Below are 16,192 nucleotides of genomic sequence, written 5' to 3'. Positions count from 1 at the left end.
CCCCCGCACAACGGAGTACGCATGTCCCAGCAGCTCACGGTGCCCTCGTTCGCCGTGGTCCCCGGCGCCCAGGTCCAGTCCGCCCTGCACGGTCGCGAGAAGGAGATCGTCGAACTGGTCGAGGCGACCTACCGGCTCCACGGCGCGGGTGACTCGGTGAACCCGCCGTCCTACTTCCTGCGCTTCCCCGACCGCCCGTCCTCCCGGATCATCGCGCTGCCGGCCTCGATCGGCGGTCAGCTGCGGGTGGACGGCGTCAAGTGGATCTCCAGCTTCCCGGAGAACGTGGCGGCCGGCATCCCGCGCGCCTCGGCCGTCCTCATCCTCAACGACCACGACACCGGCTACCCGTTCGCCTGCATGGAGGCCTCGGTCATCAGCGCCACCCGGACGGCGGCGTCGGCCGCGGCGGGTGCCGACTGGCTCAGCCGCGGACGCCCGCGGCCGACGCGGGTCGGGTTCTTCGGCGTCGGCCTCATCGCCCGCTACATCCACACCTACCTCGCCGCGACCGGCTGGGCGTTCGACGAGATCGGCGTGCACGACCTCTCCTCCGACAGCGCCGCCGGCTTCGCCGGGTACCTGGAGCAGTCGGGGACGTCGGCCCGCGTCACCGTGCACGAGACCGCGGAGCAGCTGATCCGCTCCAGCGACCTCGTCGTCTTCGCCACGGTCGCCGGCGAGCCGCACGTCACCGACCCGTCCTGGTTCGACCACAACCCCCTGGTGCTGCACGTGTCGCTGCGCGACCTCGCACCGGAGATCCTGCTGCGCTCGGTCAACGTGGTCGACGACGTCGAGCACTGCCTTAAGGCCGACACCTCGCCGCACCTCGTCGAGCAGCTCACGGGCAACCGCGACTTCCTGCTCGGCACGCTCGCCGACGTGATGGCCGGCCGGGTGACCGTCCCGGCGGACCGGCCGGTGGTCTTCTCGCCCTTCGGCCTGGGCGTGCTCGACCTCGCGGTCGGCAAGTCCGTCTACGACGAGCTGGCCCGCACCGGCGAGCTGCACGTCGTCGACGACTTCTTCTCCGAGCTGCGCCGGTACGGGTGAGGACGGCGCGGTGGGGAGCATGACCGGGTCGGCCGTCGTGGCCGGCTGCGAGTGGCTGGAGTACGACTACGGACCGGCGCTGGTGCCGCAGGACCGGCCCGCCTCCTTCACCATGTGGCGGTACCGGGACCTGCTCCCGGTGCCGGACGGCCCGGTGCGGTACCCGCTGCCGATCGGTGGCACGCCGCTGCTGCCCGCCCCGGCCCTGCGGCAGGAGACGGGGACGCCGCGCCTGTGGATCAAGGACGAGACGCGCAACCCGACGACGTCGAACAAGGACCGCGCCACCGCACTGGTGATCGAGGACGGCCTGCGGCGGGGGATCGACACGATCACGACCGCCTCCACCGGCAACGCGGCGGTCTCCACGGCCTTCGGCGCGGCCGCGGCCGGGCTGCGGGCGGTCATCTTCGTGTCCCTCGGCTGCCGGCCGGAGAAGATCGCGATGATGACGCAGGCCGGCGCCTGGGTGTTCCAGGTGCCGGCCGGCTACGCGGCCGCCACGGACCTCTCCCGGGACGCCGCCCAGGCGTTCGGCTGGCTGGACCGCAACACCGGCGCCAACCCGGTCACCCTCGAGGCCAAGAAGACGGTGGCGTTCGAGGTGTGGGAACAGCTGGGTCGGGTGATCCCGGACGTCGTCGTCGCCCCGGTGGGCGACGGTCCGACGCTCGTGGCGCTGGACAAGGGCTTCGACGAGCTCGTCCGCTGCGGCCTGGCTCCCCGGCGGCCCCGCCTGGTCGGGGTGCAGGCCGAGCACTGCCAGCCACTGGTGCGCGCCTGGCTCGGCACGCCGGCCGGCCCGGCGGAGCTGGACCCCGCCGCCACGGCGGCCGACGGCATCGCCGTGCTGCGGCCGGCGATCGGGGACGCCGTGCTGGACGCGGTGCGCCGGGACGACGGGGCGATGGTGGCGGTCTCCGAGGACTCACTCGCCGCTGCGGTGGGGACGCTGGCCCGCCGTGCCGGTGTCGGCGCCGAACCCGCGGGTGCCGCTGCACTGGCCGGGCTGGAGATCGCCGTCGCGCAGGGCATGGTCGACCGGTCGGAGACCGTCGTCCTGCTGGTCACCGGCCGCGGCAAGGCCGCCGCCGGCCCGGCCGACCCACACCGCGTCGCCGTCGTCGAGAGCCTCGACGAGGTCGAGCGCGTCCTGGCCGGCGGGATGGACCGGTGACCTCCTGCGCGTCCCCGTCTCCACCCGCGGCGCCGGAGGCGCCACCCGCGCGGGGTCGGGTGACCGGCGTGGACCTCGCCCGCGGACTCGCGCTGTTCGGGATGATGGCCAAGCACGTCTTCGAGGACGTCACCGCCAACGGCCCCACCGCGACGGGCATCATCGCCTCCGGCCGGTCGGCGACCACGTTCGTGCTGGTGGCCGGGGTGAGCCTCGCCTTCCTGTCCGGCGGACGGCGGATCCTGCACGGGCGCCCCCGTCGGGCGGCCGCGGTGGGGCTGGCGGTCCGTGCCCTGCTGATCGGGACGATCGGCCTGCTGCTGGGGTACGCCGGTTCCGGGCTGGAGGTCATCCTGGCGTACTACGCCGTCTTCTTCCTGCTCGCGATCCCGCTCCTAGGCCTGAGGCCCAGGACGCTGGGGTTCCTCACGGCGGCGATCATCGTGCTGGGCTCAGTCCTGATGTTCGCCACGGACAACGTGGACCTCCCTGATGCGGACATCGGCGATCCGTCCTTCACGACCCTGGTGACCGACCCGCTCGGGCTCCTGGGCGAGATCCTCGCCGGTGGGGACTATCCCGCGGTGGTGTACATGGCCTACCTGTGCGCGGGGCTCGCCATCGGGCGGCTCGACCTGACCTCACGCCGCGTCGCGGGATGGCTGTTCGGCGGCGGCGTCGCGCTCGCAGTGGCCACCCAGGTCGCGTCCCGCGTCATGCTGTACCCGCTCGGCGGCCTGGACCGCTTGATCGCCGCGGACGGGCTCCGGGGCGACCGGGCGCAGATCGCCACCACGCTGCTGTGGGCCCCCGAGGGCTCGTCCTCGTGGTGGTACCTGGCGCTGCCCGCTCCGCACTCGCACACGACGTTCGACGCCCTGAACTCCGTCGGGTCGGCCATGGCGGTGCTGGGTGCCTCGCTCCTCCTGACGCGGATCTCCGCACTCCGACGAGTGCTGGCGCCCGTGGAGGCCGCCGGAGCCATGACGCTCACGTTGTACAGCGCACACGTCCTCCTCGTCGCGGTGGGGGTGTTCGAGGACTCGGAGGCGGTGCAGTACCTCTTCTTCGTCGTCTCCGCGATGGTGTTCGCCGTCCTCTGGCGGCACTGGCGGGCGCAGGGCCCGCTGGAGGAACTGGTCGGCCGTGCCGCGGGACGGGCCCGGCAGGCGGTGCTCAACAGTCCGGCGTCCCCCGCGGGCGCCGTGGACCGGAGGTGACCCGGTGCGCCCCTGCTACGGCCGGCCGCCCTGGCCGCGGTCCGGCCCCGACCTCGCGCCGCTGCCCGGCGTCTGCCAGGTGTGGTGGGCCCGGCCGGGCGACGTCCGCCCGGAGCACGACGCGCTGCTCGGCGAGGCCGACCTGGCCCGCCGGGCGCGGCTGGCCCGGCCGGCCGACCGGCAGCGCATGACGGCGGGCGCGGCGGTCGCCCGGATGGTGCTGGGGACCGCGCTCGGGACCCCGCCGGCCGACCTGCGGATCGACCGGACCTGCACCACCTGCGGCTCGCCGCACGGCCGGCCCCGGCTCGCCGACGCCGACGGCCCGGACTTCTCGATCTCCCACTCGGGCCACTGCGTCGTCGTCGCCGTCCTGCCGGGTGGCCGGGTGGGCGTGGACGTCGAGGAGATCGGCCGGTTCGCGCCCGGTGAGCTCGAGGAGATGGCCTCCTGCGCGCTGTCCGACGCGGAGCGCGAGCACGTGGCCCGGCTGCCGGCCGCCGTGCAACCGCGGGCCTTCACCGTCTGCTGGGTGCGCCGGGAGGCCGTGCTCAAGGCCACCGGTCAGGGGCTGGACGTCCCGCCGGACGGGCTGGTCCTCACCCCGCCGTCCACCCCGCCCCGGGTCCTGTACCGGGACGGGCGGGAGCCGGTGTGGCTGCGCGACCTGCCCGCCCCGCCCGGCTTCGTCGCCGCGCTGGCGGGCCTGGGCACCCCTCCGGACGACGTCGTGCACCGCGACGCCGGGCCGCTGCTGCGTCAGACCAGCCGGCGGTCGTCCGGGCCGACCACGCGCAGCCACCGGTAGCCGTAGCCGTCGAGGGTCAGCTCGACCCCGCCGTCCCCGTCGACCGGTTCCTCGCCGTCGCACAGCAGGTCGACCAGCCGGTGCCCGGCGTCGCAGCCCTCGAGGGTCAGCGGGACGGTGCGCGGCTGCGCGCCGAGGTTGTGGACGGCGACCAGCGCGCCGTCGTCCCAGCTGCACAGGTGGGCCAGCACCTCCGGGTGCGGCTGCTCGAGGACGGTGAAGGCCCCCCAGCCCAGCTCGGGTGACTCGCGGTACCGGCGGATGAGCAGCTTCACGAACGACAGCAGCGACTCGGGGTCGCGGCGCTGGTCGGCGACGTTGACGAAACGCGGGGCGAAGCCGCCGTCGACGACCGGGCCGGGCAGCCGGTCGGGGTCGGCGGTGGAGAAGCCGCCGTTGGGGCCCGACGTCCACTGCATCGGTGTCCGGACGGCGAGCCGGCCCTCAGCCGAGAGGTCCTCCCCCATGCCGATCTCCTCGCCGTAGAAGAGCACCGGGGTGCCGGGGAGGGAGAAGAGCAGGCTGTAGACCATCTGCACCCGGCGCGGGTCCCCGTCCAGCATCGGCGGCAGCCGGCGACGCAGCCCGCGGCCGTAGACCTGCATGCGCTCCTCGGGGCCGAAGGCGGCGAAGACCTCCCGGCGCTCGTCGTCGGTGAGCTTGTCGAGGGTGAGCTCGTCGTGGTTGCGGACGAAGGTCGCCCACTGGCTGTCCGGGCTGACGGCCGGGCGGTCGGTGAGGGCCTTGATCAGCGGACCGGCGTCCCCCCGGGCCAGCGACAGGTACAGCGCCTGCATGCCGACGAAGTCGAAGAGCATCGTCAGCTCGTCGCCGTCGGCGCCGCCGAAGAACTCGACCTGCTGCTCGTGCGGCAGGTTGACCTCACCGAGGAGGATGCCGTCCCCGGTGCGGCGGCCGAGCAGCTGGCGCAGCGCGCGCAGGTACTGGTGCGGGTCGGGGAGGTCCCCGCCGTGGTCCGGCTCCACCTCCAGGAAGAAGGGGACGGCGTCGACGCGGAAGCCGGACAGCCCGAGCTGCAGCCAGAAGCCCATGACCTTGGCGACCTCGTCGCGCACCCGCGGGTCGGCCACGTTGAGGTCGGGCTGCTCCTTGTAGAAGCGGTGCTGGTACCACTCGCCGGTGGGCTCGTTGAAGGTCCAGATGCTCTTCTCCTGGTCGGGGAAGACGACCTGGTCGGAGGTGTCCGGCGGCTCGTCGTCCCGCCAGACGTAGAAGTCGTGGAACGGGTCGTCGCGGCTCTGCCGGGCCCGCTGGAACCACGGGTGCCGGATCGAGGTGTGGTTGACGACCAGGTCGGCGATGACCCGCATGCCGCGGTCGTGGGCGGTGCGGATGACCTCGACCAGGTCACCGTGGGTGCCCAGCCGCGGGTCGACCCCGTAGAAGTCGGTGATGTCGTAGCCGTCGTCCCGCTCGGCGGTCGGGTAGAAGGGCATCAGCCACAGGCAGGTCACGCCGAGGTCGGCCAGGTGGTCGATGCGCTGCGCGAGGCCGGCCAGGTCGCCGCAGCCGTCGCCGTCCCAGTCCAGGTAGGTCTCGACGTCCAGGCAGTAGACGACGGCGTTCTTCCACCACAGGTCCGCGGTGTCGGTGATGCGCATCCCGGCGTCCTCTCCTCGGCGTGCCCCGTCCCTACCGCAGATCGGCCTCGGGTGCGACCTGCGCCTCGGCGGTCAGCGGGGCGAGGACGGCTACGCCTTCGCCGTCCTGGCCGGCGCCGGGGTGTTCGGCAGGACGGCCCGCCGCACGTCACCGGAGATCGTCGCCACCAGCTTCTCCAGCGGCCCCTGGGTCCGGACGCGGCTCCACAGGACGGCGAAGACGATCGAGGAGACGACGAGGAGCAGGTACTGCGCGATCTCCCAGTCCTCGAACACCCCCAGGGCGATGAGCAGGATGTGCGCGCTGTAGAGGGTCAGGGTCATCGTGCCTGCCGCCCGGATCGGGCCGAGCAGGCGCCCGAGGGCGCGGATCCGCGTCAGGAGGAGCGCGGCCCCGAGCACGGCCATGGCCGAGCCCAGCACGTTGGTCACGTCGAGCGTCGTGTGGGCGTGCGGGGCCGGCAGCGCCAGGTACCACCACGACGACGTGTCGGGCGGGTCCCACAGCAGCTGCGTCGCGATCGCCGCGCGGTCCCCGTGCAGGTCGCTCGAGGCGATGAGCCGGTCGAGGCCGCCCAGCGGGTACAGCAGGACGCGGGACGCCACCTGCGAGGCGGCAGCCAGCGCGACCCCGCCGCCGAGCAGCCACCCCGCCACCCGCCGGGACGTCAGGTCGAGCCGGCCGATGGCGAGCCCAGCGCACACGAAGGCCATGTACACCACCGCGGGGTAGTCACCGGTGACGAGGATCTGGACCAGCAGGCCGAGCGGTTCCGTCGCCAGGGTGACGAAGGTCGGCTCGTAGGTGCCCGAGTCGGGCAGGCCCATGCCGTCCGTGGCGAACAGCAGCACGGGGCCCAGCGCGGCGAAGGCGACCGACAGGAGCGCCAGTGTCCTCGGCCGCAGCCCCAGGAGCGGGATGGAGAGCAGGAAGAACACGGCGTAGTAGGCCAGGATCAGCTCGATGTCGGCCCCGGCGAAGCCCAGGAGCAGACCGATCGCCCCGATCATGGCCGCGCGCACGGCCAGGCCGGCGGCCGCGGCGGTGCGGGCCCGGCCGTGCAGGATGCGTCGTCCTCCGGACAGGAAGGCGATGCTGACCCCGGCGACCAGGGCGAAGGTGGTCGCGGCCCGGCCCGAGGCGATCAGCCCCGTGGCCGTGGGGCCGTGCTCGGTGACGTCGTCGAAGACGTGCTTGGCCATCATGCCGAGCAGCGCCAGTCCGCGGGCGAGGTCCACCCCGGTCACCCGGGACGACCGGGCAGCCGGAGCCGCGGGTGGTCGGACGGGGGCGGGAGCAGCCGGTGGTCGGACAGCGACCGGAGCCGCGCTCGGGCGCAAGGTCACGGAGGATCTCCTCGTTCGGGGTGCACGGCGCCGGCCGGCCTGCATCCAGCGGCCCGCGGCTCCCCCATAAGAGGCCGCCGGGGCGGCTCCGGATACACGTCCGCCGCAAGCCGTTCCGGGCCCGGCGGGCCCCGCCGCGGCGGGATCGAGGTCACGCGCCCGGAGACGCCGACGCCGCCGGTGGCCCACCGCGGGATCGCGGTGGGCCACCGGCGGCGAGCACCCCCGTCAGGGGTACCGGTCAGTGTCCGTCAGGACGCCCATGGCACAGGGCCTCCGCTCACCGGTGGTCCGCCCCGGCGCCGACGAGCTCGCCGGCGTCGTCCCCGGCCGGCCGGGGGGCCGGCAGCTGCGGCAGCGCCGCGGGCCGCAGTGCCACGGCCGGCAGGGTCTCGCGCATCTCCCGGGCCGGGTTGCCCCCCCAGTGCTCGTGCGCCGGGACCTCCTCGCCCTTCATGAGGAAGGACTCGGGGGCGAGCGCCGCACCGTCGCCGATCGTCACGCCGTAGTGGACCGTCGTGCCGATGCCGATGGTGCAACCCGAGCCGATCGAGACCCGGTCGGACTTGAACGCGTAGTCCTCCTGCGAGTGGCACTGGATGAACGAGCCGGCGTTGATGGTGACGTCGTCGCCGATCGTGACCAGGGTCTTCTCCGACATGCCGCCGCCGTCGTCGAAGAGCCGCCTGCCGAGCCGGACACCGAGCATCCGCCAGAACCAGGACTGGAACGGGGTGCCGGTGAAGACCGCGTTCAGCCCCGGCCCCGCCTGCATCTTGAAGAAGCGCTCCGACTGCCAGAAGCCGACCTCGTAGATCGAGCAGTGCCTCGGCTCCAGACCACGGAACCCGGTGGACCACCGCTCCACGAACGCCACGTAGAACAGGGTGAAGAGGACGACGGCGACCTCACCGAGGGCCAGTGCGGCCGCCCCCAGGTCGGCGTAGAAGTCCGCGGCCAGGAGGCCCACCAGGGTCAGCCCGAAGGAGTAGCCCCACTTGGCCAGCAGCCAGTACGCCATGGTGAGGAGGTTGTGCCGGTTCTTGGCGGCGAGGCGGCGCGGGAACTCCTCGTCGTGGGCCATGCGGATGAACCTGCTGTCCCGGTCGACGGTGCGCGGGATCTCGAAGCTCGGCGACCCGAGCAGCCCGACGTTCTCCCGGACCTCCCCGTCGATGGGGACGAGGACCTTCGTCGCGAGCAGGCAGTTGTCCCCCGTCCGGCCGCCGGCGGGATAGACGATGTCGTTGCCGAGGAAGTTGTTCCCGCCGATCCTCGCCGGGGAGAGGCGGAACGACGTGCTCGAGTAGTCGGCGTTGACGAAGTGCAGGCCGCTGGCGACCACCGTGCCGCTGCCGGCCGAGCACAGGTACGGGTTCTCGTGCACCAGTTCCGAGGCGAAGTTGGAGCCGGTCTGCACCACCGGCCTGAGCTGGTACCCGAGCCAGCGCAGGTAGTGGACGACGTAGGAGCTGTCGCCGAAGAGCTCCATGAAGAACCGGCGGTTGGTCAGGCGCGTGATCGCCCGGTGCGCCGAGTAGTGGATCCCGTAGATCGGGTAGACCCGGCCCGGCTCCAGAGCCCGGTTGAGCAGTCGGGGGACGGTGCCGGCGACGAGGAGGCTGAGGAGCATCCCGCCGAAGAAGACCACCAGGGACGCCACCAGCACGACGACGATGAAGTTGCCGCCGGCCATCGCCAGCGACCCCGGCTCCAGCAGGGCGGCGAGCCACGGGACCCCCTCGAGCAGCAGGATCGTGCCCCCGGCCGTGACCGGCACGTAGACGAGGAACCACAGCAGCAGCTGCATCGCCGTGTACGTGACCGCCCTGCGGCGGCTGATGCGGAGCGGTTCGACCGTCTGGTAGTTGGACTGGGTCGGCTGCCCCGGGGACCCGTGCCACCGCTCGCCGGCGGGCACGGCCTGGCCGGCGTGGAGCGAGGACGCATGGCCGAGCTGGGCTCCGTCGCCGATCGAGACCTCGATGTCGAGCACCGACTTCTCACCGACGAACGCGTTGCGCCCGAGGGTGACCGCGCCCGTCTGGATGACGCCGGCCCGAGCCCGGTAGCCGGTGAAGTACGTGTGGTTCCGGATGACCGTGCCGTCGCCGATGGTGATGAGGTCGGCGCACACCGGCGCGTGGCGGGTGAGGATCAGGACGTCGCGCCCGACCTTCGCGCCCAGGGCCCGCAGGTAGAGGGAGTAGATCGGCGAGCCGGCGAACAGGACCATCGGGTTCAGGGTGGTCACCGTCTTGACCAGCCAGAAGCGGACGTAGGCGAGCGTCCAGACGCGGATCTCCTGGCGCTTCCACCGCCCGACGAGCGTCCACTTCACCGCGATCGGGAAGAGGCAGGCGGCGATGAAGGCCGCGCTACCGGCCAGCGTCGCCCGCAGGTAGGTGTCGACCAGGCTCCCGCCCGCGGAGATGAAGTCGAAGGTCAGCTGGAAGCCGAGCGCGAGGACGTAGGCGTACCCGCAGATGAGGAGCAGCTGCAGGGCTCCGGTGAGGACGTACGCCGCCGTGGTGGCCGGCGCAGGCGCCTGGAGCGCCACCCCGGACGACGCCTCGTCCGCAGGCGCGACCGATGCGGCGGCGGTCCGCGGTGCCGCGTCGGCGAACGCCGCGGCCAGGTCGCGGATGGTGGGGTGGGCGTAGACGTCCTTGATCGAGACCGAGGGCAGGTCGTCCCGCTTGCGCACCCGGGCGCAGAAGCGGGCCATGACCATCGAGTCGGCGCCCAGGTCCTCGAAGACGTGGGCGTCGACCGCCACGGACTCGACCTGCAGCACCTCCGCCAACACCGCGGCCAGCGCGGTCTCCACCGGGTCGGCGGCCGGCGCCGGCGCGAACGCCGCCGCCAGGTCGCGCATGGTGGGGTGCTGGTAGACGTCCTTGATCGAGACCGAGGGCAGGTCGTCCCGCTTGCGCACCCGGGCGCAGAAGCGGGCCATGACCATCGAGTCGGCGCCCAGGTCCTCGAAGACGTGGGCGTCGACCGCCACGGACTCGACCTGCAGCACCTCCGCCAACACCGCGGCCATGGCCTCGGCCGGGGTCCGCTCGGCGCCGGTCGTGGGACCGGCGTTGCCGGCACCACCGGCGGATGAGGCGATGGGACCAGTTGTCAGGGCGTGGACGTTCTCCACCAGCACGCGGGCTCCTCGGGACAGGGGGACCTCGAGACGTGTTCGGACAACCCGTCGGGGGTCCGTCCACATACAGACGTGGCCCACGTGTTCCCAGATACGTGCGCGTCGAGATCCGCCCGCCGCCGTGGACGTCACGACGGCCCGCCACCCGGTCGGGCCGGGCCGTCCCCGCGCGGCCGACGAGCAGCAGGGCGACGGCCTCCACCCTCGGCGCCCCTATCGCACCCCGGGCTCGTCGAGCAGCTGGAAGAGCAGGTGGTCCTGCCACTCGCCGGCGATGCGCAGGTACCGCGGGGCGACGCCGATCGGCGTGAACCCGTTCTTGCGCAGCACCCGCTGCGAGGCGGCGTTGTGCAGGAGGGTGCCGGCCTGCAGCCGGTGCAGGCCGACCTCGCCGAACGCCCATCGGGTCATCGCGGCGACCGCGGCCGTGGCGACCCCGCGGCCGGTGGCGTGCCCGGAGATCCAGTAGCCGAGGTCGCCGGAGAGGAACGCGCCGCGGACGACGTTGTTCACGGTGATCCGCCCGACCGGCTCGCCGTCCAGGACGACCACCCCGGGCAGGATGCCGCCGAGCCGGTGCAGGTCCAGCAGCCGTGCGGTGTCCTGCCGCTGGAACTCCTCGGTCCAGTACTCCTCCGGGCGGGTGGGGTCCCACGGCGCCAGGTGCTCGCGGTTGGCCGCGACCAGCGCGGTGAGGGCGGGGACGTCGTCCTGGCTGACGAGGCGGACGGTGACGTGCCCGCTCACGGGAGCACGGCCGGCTGCGGTTCCTGGTGAGGACGGCGCGGCTCCGGTGGGCCCTCCGGGTCGATCGCCACCGCCGGCGCCGGCCGGGTGACGTCGAGCTGCGGGAGGACGTGCCGGCCGAAGGCGTCGAGGAAGGGCAGCTGCTCCTTGCCGACGTGGTGCAGGTAGACCTGGTCGAAGCCGAGGTCGACGTACTCGGCGATCCACTCCGCGTGCTGACCGAGGTCGGCCGAGACGCGCACCGCCTGCGTCACGGCCTCCGGCGGCACGTGCGCGCTGGCCTGGTCGAAGGCGCGGGTGGTGTCGAGGTCCCAGCACAGCGGCGGCGGGAAGACGTTGCTGCGCCACTGGTCGTGGGCGATGTCCAGGGCGCGGTCGGGGTCGGGGTCCCAGGAGACGTGCACCTGGATGGTGAGCGTGCCTTGCCCGCCGGCGCCGCGGTAGGCGTCGATCAGCTCGCGGAGGGTGTCGTGCGGCTGGTTGATGGTGACCAGCCCGTCGGCCCACTCGGCGTGCCGGCGGGCGGTCGCGGCGGTGACGGCGGGGGCGATGAGCGCCGGCTGCTGCTCAGGGAGGGTCCAGATGCGGGCGCGGTCGACGGTGACCAGGCCCTCGTGGCTGACCTCCTCGCCGGCGAGCAGCGCGCGGATGACGTCGACGCACTCGCGCAGCCGGGCGTCCCGCAGTTCCTTGCGGGGCCAGACGTGCCCGGTGACGTGCTCGTTCATGGCCTCGCCGGAGCCGAGGGCGACCCAGAAGCGGCCGGGGAACATCGCGCCGAGGGTGGCGACGGCCTGGGCGACGATCACCGGGTGGTAGCGCTGGCCGGGGGCGTTGACCGCACCGAAGGGCAGCCCGGTGGTGGCCAGGGCGGCGCCGAGCCAGGACCAGGCGAAGCCGGAGTGGCCCTGGCGTTCGTTCCACGGCTCGAGGTGGTCGGAGCACATCGCCGCGGTGAAGCCCACCTCCTCGGCGTGCTGGACCGCGCGCAGCAGCTCGGCGGGGTGCACCTGCTCGTGCGAGTTGTGGAACCCGATCACCGTCATGCCGGGCCCCTACCCCGTCGTCGCGGCGGCTACCTGCGGACTCGGCCCGAGCAGCGCCAGGTGACCCGGCCGGTCGGCTGCACACCCGGGCAGCTCGCGCGTTGTCACCCCGCCCGCGACGGGCGTGGTCGCCGCGGGGCTCGGGGCGGTGGGGTCAGAACGGTGGCGGGTCGTCGGCGGGGTCGTGCAGCGGCGGTGGCTGTTCGGGCCGGTCGGGTGGGCGGGTGAGGACCCGAGGGCCGGTGAGTTGCAGGCCCGGTGGCCGGCTGGTGCGGGTCACCCCGCTGGGGCGCGCACGGTGAGGATGCCGTCCGGGGTCGTGGTGCAGGTCCAGCCGGGGGCGTGGGTCTTGAGCCGGTGGTGCCGGCGGCACAGGCAGCACAGGTTGGCGCAGTCGGTGGCCCCACCGAGCCGATCATGGGGTTGCCGCTGGCGACACGCGAAGACGCGCCGCGCGGGACTGCAGCAAGCCCATGATCGACGACGAGGGGACGACGAGGGCAGGCGTGCGGCCGAACGTCAGGCAGGGGCGGCGGTGTCGGTTCCCTCGGTGGGTGTGCTGGCACCGCCGAGCAGCAGCAGCTCGGCGTCCGTGTGCTCGAGCGGCGCGGCGAACAGGTGGCCCTGCGCCAGTGCGACCTGACCGTCGCGGAGGTGGGTGCGCTGACGCTCCTCCTCGATGCCCTCGGCGACGATCTCCAGGTCGAGGGTGTGCCCCAGGTTGATCAGCCCGCGCAGGATGGCCGGCATCGACTCGGCGTCGTCGATGGTGCCGACGAACGACCGGTCGATCTTGAGGATGTCGACGGCGAACTGCCGCAGGTGCGACAGCGACGAGTAGCCGGTGCCGAAGTCGTCGAGCGCCACCCGCACGCCGAGGCCGCGCAGCTCGTGCAGCCGCTCGGCGGCCAGCACCGGGTCACGCACCAGCACCGACTCCGTCAGCTCCAGCACGAGGGCCGACGGCGGCAGCCCGCTGGCCGCCAGCGCCGTCCGCACGTCCTCGAGAAGCCGCGGCGACCCCAGCTGGGACGGCGAGACGTTGACCGCCATGGACAGGTCGGCCGCGGCCGGGTGGTCGCGGCGCCAGGCGGCCGCGGCGACGCACGCCTCGGTGAGGACCCACCGGCCGATGTCGGGGACCAGCCCGATCTCCTCGGCCACCGGCAGGAACCGCTCGGGCAGCACGACGCCGAGGGTCGGGTGCTCCCAGCGGAGCAGCGCCTCGAAGCCCGTGACCCGCTCGCTGCCCAGGTCGACGACGGGCTGGTAGACCAGCCGGAACTCCCCGCCGGCGACCGCGGCCCACAGGTCGGCCTCGAGCTGGCGGCGCTCCGCGGCGGCCGAGCGCATCTGCGGGTTGAACACGACGTAGCGGCCCGGCCCCGAGCCCTTGGCCCAGTACATGGCGTTGTCGGCGTCGCGCAGCAGGGAGGACGCCGTCGCCGCGACGTCCCCGGTGGCGATGCCGATGCTCGCCGAGACGGTGACCCGCTGCCCACCCAGGTCGACGGGTCCGTCGAGCGCGGCGAGCACCCGCTCGGCGATCCGGGTGGCCTCCTCCACGCCGGGCGAGCGCTCGACGAGGATGGCGAACTCGTCGCCGCCGAGCCGGGCGAGCGTGTCCTCGGTGCGGACGGCGGACTGCAGCAGCCGGCCGACCTCGCGGATGAGCCGGTCCCCGGCGGCGTGACCCAGGCTGTCGTTGACGGCCTTGAAGCCGTCGAGGTCGAGGAACACGACGACCACCTCGCCGCCGCTGCGCGCGGTGCGGCGCAGCGCGAGCTCGAGCCGGTCGGTGAACAGCGCCCGGTTGGCCAGGCCGGTCAGGACGTCGGAGAAGGCCAGCCGGGCCAGGTCGGCCTCGGTGCGTCGCACCCGCCGGGCGGCGAGCGCGGCCGCACCCGCGGCCGCGCCGCCGCTGAGCAGCAGGTGCAGCAGCACCTGCTCGGAGCCGGTCGCGAGCCGTGCGGCGGCGAGGTGCGCGGCGGTCAGCGTGGCCGCCAGCACCCCGGAGAGGACCGCGATCTGCAGGCCGCGGGCCGGGGGCCGTGCCGGTGCGTCGTCCACTGCTGGCCTTCCGTCGGGGAGCGTCCCCGTCGGTCTCGGCGCGCCGGCCCCGCCGCTTGAGCGAACCGCCCCGGCCCCACCCCCCAGGGGTGAGCCCGGTCAGCCGAGCAGGTCCGCGACCCGGCCCGGGTCGTCGGCGAGTGCAGCACCGCCGGGCCGAGCAGCGGCGGGTGGACCAGCAGCCGGGTGCTGTCGGTCACGGAGGCGCCTGGCGCCGTCGGTACCAGCGCGGCGAGGTGGACGGCGGCGGGGTGAGCGCGGCCTGCACCACGAGGACGTCGGGGCCGGAGGCGTCGAGGCTCTCCGCCAGCGCGGCCGCGAACTCCTCCCCGAAGCCGTCCACCGCCCGGGCCGGGACGCCGAAGGACCGGGCGAGGGCGACGAAGTCCGGGGTCAGCAGGTCCACGCCGCGCGTCGGGACGCCGGCGTGCACCTGGTCGAACCGCAGCATCCCGTACCCGCCGTCGTCGACGAGGACGGTGGTGACCGGCAGCCGCTCCTGGGCGAGGGTGGCCAGCTCCCCGCAGGCGAACAGGAAGCCACCGTCACCCACGAGGACCAGGGCCCGGCCCCGGCCGGCGACCGCCGCCCCGATGGCGGCGGGGAAGGCGTAGCCCAGCGTCCCCCAGCCCAGCGCGTAGGCCAGCCGGCGCGGCCCCGGCACGCGGGCGAAGGCCGCCGCCCAGTAGCCGGCGATGCACATGTCCGCGAGCAGCACCCCCGTCCGGTCGGACACCCGGTCGAGGGCGTCGAGCAGGGCCTCCGCCTGCGGCTCCTCCGCCCGCACCAGGGCCCGCACCTCGCCGGCCAGGGCGTCGTGGGCCGCGCGGAGAGCGGGGAGGCCGTCCCGCTGGGGCAGGCCGTCGAGCAGCCGGGCGAGCACGGCGGCCACGTCGCCGGTCACCACGACGTCGGCCGGGTAGTTCTTCGCCGCGTCGGCGGGGTCGACGTTGACCGCCAGCAGCGCCGGCGGGGGCGGCATGGCCCAGTTCTGGGTGTTGGTGCCGTCGAGGTCGCTGCCCAGGGAGACCACCAGGTCCGCCTCGTCCCACAGCCGGCCGACGGCGGGGACGTACGGCGGGCCGGGCACCAGGCACGGGTGGTCGGGCGGCAGCAGGCCGCGCCCGCCGAAGGTCGTGACGACGGGAGCGGCCAGGCGCACGGCGAGGTCGCCGACGAGGTCGCCGGCCCCCGACCGGAGCGCCCCGCCGCCGGCCCACACCAGCGGGCGGCGGGCCCGGGCGAGCAGCTCGCGGGCGCGGGCCAGCTCGTCCTCGTCCACCGGCTGCCGGGGGGCGGACGGCAGCGGAGTGCGGACCACGCCGCCCGCCGCTGCGCCGAGGAGGTCGGTGGGCACGCCGAGGTGGACCGGCCCCGTGGGCGCGCGCAGGGCGGCCGAGCCGGCACGGACGGTGTCGGCGTACAGGTCCGGCACCGCCGAGGTGACCACGGTGGCCTTCGTAACGGGCACGAACATGGCCGCCTGGTCCCGGGTCTCGTGCAGGACACCCCGGTACACGCCGGGACGCCGCAGCGTCGACGGGATGTCGGTGGCGACCACGAGCACCGGCGCACCCGACGCCATGGCCTCGCCCGTGGCGCCGAGGGTGTTCGCCGCGCCGGGCCCCGTCGTCACCACGGCCACGCCCAGCCGGCCGGTCGCGCGGGCGTACCCGTCGGCCGCGTAGACGGCGGCCTGCTCGTGCCGGACGCCGACCACGCGGACCCCGGCCGCGGCGGCCGCCTCCCACACGGCGAGGTTGTGCACCCCGGGCAGTCCGAAGACCGTGTCCACGCCGAGGTCCTGCAGGGCCCCGACCAGGTGGTCCGCACCCGTCGTGCCCACGCCGCGCTGGGGTCTCATCGCTCTCCTCGGGGCAGCCGGGACGTCGGGTCGATGCTCTCGGACGCGGCCCGGGCGGCGCGACCGGAGCGAGAG

Annotated in this window: 11 protein-coding genes; 4 read left to right on the top strand and 7 right to left on the bottom strand. The window is 74.2% G+C overall.

From position 1 onward, the window contains the following. Positions 1 to 21 precede the first annotated feature (21 nt). From sbnB to ACU610_RS05080, 4 genes are all read left to right on the top strand, one after another. Entirely contained in the window at positions 22 to 1,056 is a 1,035-nt protein-coding gene (sbnB, locus tag ACU610_RS05095) for a 2,3-diaminopropionate biosynthesis protein SbnB (RefSeq protein ID WP_446766633.1), read from the top strand. A 19-nt stretch (positions 1,057 to 1,075) separates the two neighbouring features. Further along, positions 1,076 to 2,233, top strand: a complete 1,158-nt coding sequence (locus ACU610_RS05090) for a threonine synthase (RefSeq protein ID WP_446766632.1) — start codon at positions 1,076 to 1,078, stop codon at positions 2,231 to 2,233. Positions 2,234 to 2,301: 68 nt separating this feature from the next. Next, the gene (locus ACU610_RS05085; RefSeq protein WP_446766631.1) at positions 2,302 to 3,453 is read left to right on the top strand and encodes a heparan-alpha-glucosaminide N-acetyltransferase domain-containing protein; all 1,152 of its coding nucleotides are present in this window, start codon (positions 2,302 to 2,304) and stop codon (positions 3,451 to 3,453) included. A 4-nt stretch (positions 3,454 to 3,457) separates the two neighbouring features. Next, positions 3,458 to 4,261 (top strand): 4'-phosphopantetheinyl transferase family protein, encoded by an 804-nt coding sequence (locus ACU610_RS05080; protein WP_446766630.1) that lies wholly within the window; start codon positions 3,458 to 3,460, stop codon positions 4,259 to 4,261. Here ACU610_RS05080 and ACU610_RS05075 read toward each other — a convergent pair. The 7 genes from ACU610_RS05075 to ACU610_RS05045 all read right to left on the bottom strand — a co-directional run bounded on the left by ACU610_RS05075 (position 4,213) and on the right by ACU610_RS05045 (position 16,117). Then, positions 4,213 to 5,883 carry an alpha-amylase family protein gene (locus tag ACU610_RS05075; protein WP_446766629.1) on the bottom strand — a complete coding sequence of 557 codons (1,671 nt, stop codon included), beginning with the start codon at positions 5,881 to 5,883 and terminating at the stop codon, positions 4,213 to 4,215. The two genes, ACU610_RS05080 and ACU610_RS05075, sit on opposite strands and share 49 nt — an antisense overlap. Positions 5,884 to 5,973: 90 nt before the next feature. Beyond that, positions 5,974 to 7,131: a heparan-alpha-glucosaminide N-acetyltransferase domain-containing protein gene (locus ACU610_RS05070; protein ID WP_446766628.1), complete on the bottom strand. Its 1,158-nt coding sequence runs from the start codon at positions 7,129 to 7,131 to the stop codon at positions 5,974 to 5,976. Between the two features lie 379 nt (positions 7,132 to 7,510). Then, entirely contained in the window at positions 7,511 to 10,390 is a 2,880-nt protein-coding gene (locus ACU610_RS05065) for a Pls/PosA family non-ribosomal peptide synthetase (protein ID WP_446766627.1), read from the bottom strand. Positions 10,391 to 10,603: 213 nt separating this feature from the next. Beyond that, positions 10,604 to 11,137, bottom strand: a complete 534-nt coding sequence (locus ACU610_RS05060) for a GNAT family N-acetyltransferase (RefSeq protein WP_446766626.1) — start codon at positions 11,135 to 11,137, stop codon at positions 10,604 to 10,606. Continuing rightward, positions 11,134 to 12,183 carry a TIGR03885 family FMN-dependent LLM class oxidoreductase gene (locus ACU610_RS05055; protein ID WP_446766625.1) on the bottom strand — a complete coding sequence of 350 codons (1,050 nt, stop codon included), beginning with the start codon at positions 12,181 to 12,183 and terminating at the stop codon, positions 11,134 to 11,136. Before ACU610_RS05055 ends, ACU610_RS05060 begins: the two co-directional genes overlap by 4 nt. Positions 12,184 to 12,702: 519 nt before the next feature. After that, on the bottom strand, positions 12,703 to 14,253 hold the full coding sequence (locus ACU610_RS05050) for a putative bifunctional diguanylate cyclase/phosphodiesterase (protein ID WP_446766624.1): 1,551 nt from the start codon (positions 14,251 to 14,253) through the stop codon (positions 12,703 to 12,705). A 196-nt stretch (positions 14,254 to 14,449) separates the two neighbouring features. Then, positions 14,450 to 16,117, bottom strand: a complete 1,668-nt coding sequence (locus ACU610_RS05045) for a thiamine pyrophosphate-binding protein (protein ID WP_446766623.1) — start codon at positions 16,115 to 16,117, stop codon at positions 14,450 to 14,452. Between the last annotated feature and the right edge of the window lie 75 nt (positions 16,118 to 16,192).

It is taken from the genome of Geodermatophilus sp. URMC 61 (assembly GCF_052931555.1).
Note: the sequence above shows the minus strand (reverse complement) of the source record. Positions and strands in the feature narration are given on the sequence as shown.

Bases quoted from the DNA above. Each gene is read 5' to 3' on its own strand.
- ACU610_RS05090 (WP_446766632.1), top strand. From the start codon at position 1,076: ATGACCGGGTCGGCCGTCGTGGCCGGCTGCGAGTGGCTGGAGTACGAC.
- ACU610_RS05055 (WP_446766625.1), bottom strand. From the start codon at position 12,183: ATGACGGTGATCGGGTTCCACAACTCGCACGAGCAGGTGCACCCCGCC.
- ACU610_RS05075 (WP_446766629.1), bottom strand. From the start codon at position 5,883: ATGCGCATCACCGACACCGCGGACCTGTGGTGGAAGAACGCCGTCGTC.
- ACU610_RS05045 (WP_446766623.1), bottom strand. From the start codon at position 16,117: ATGAGACCCCAGCGCGGCGTGGGCACGACGGGTGCGGACCACCTGGTC.
- sbnB (WP_446766633.1), top strand. From the start codon at position 22: ATGTCCCAGCAGCTCACGGTGCCCTCGTTCGCCGTGGTCCCCGGCGCC.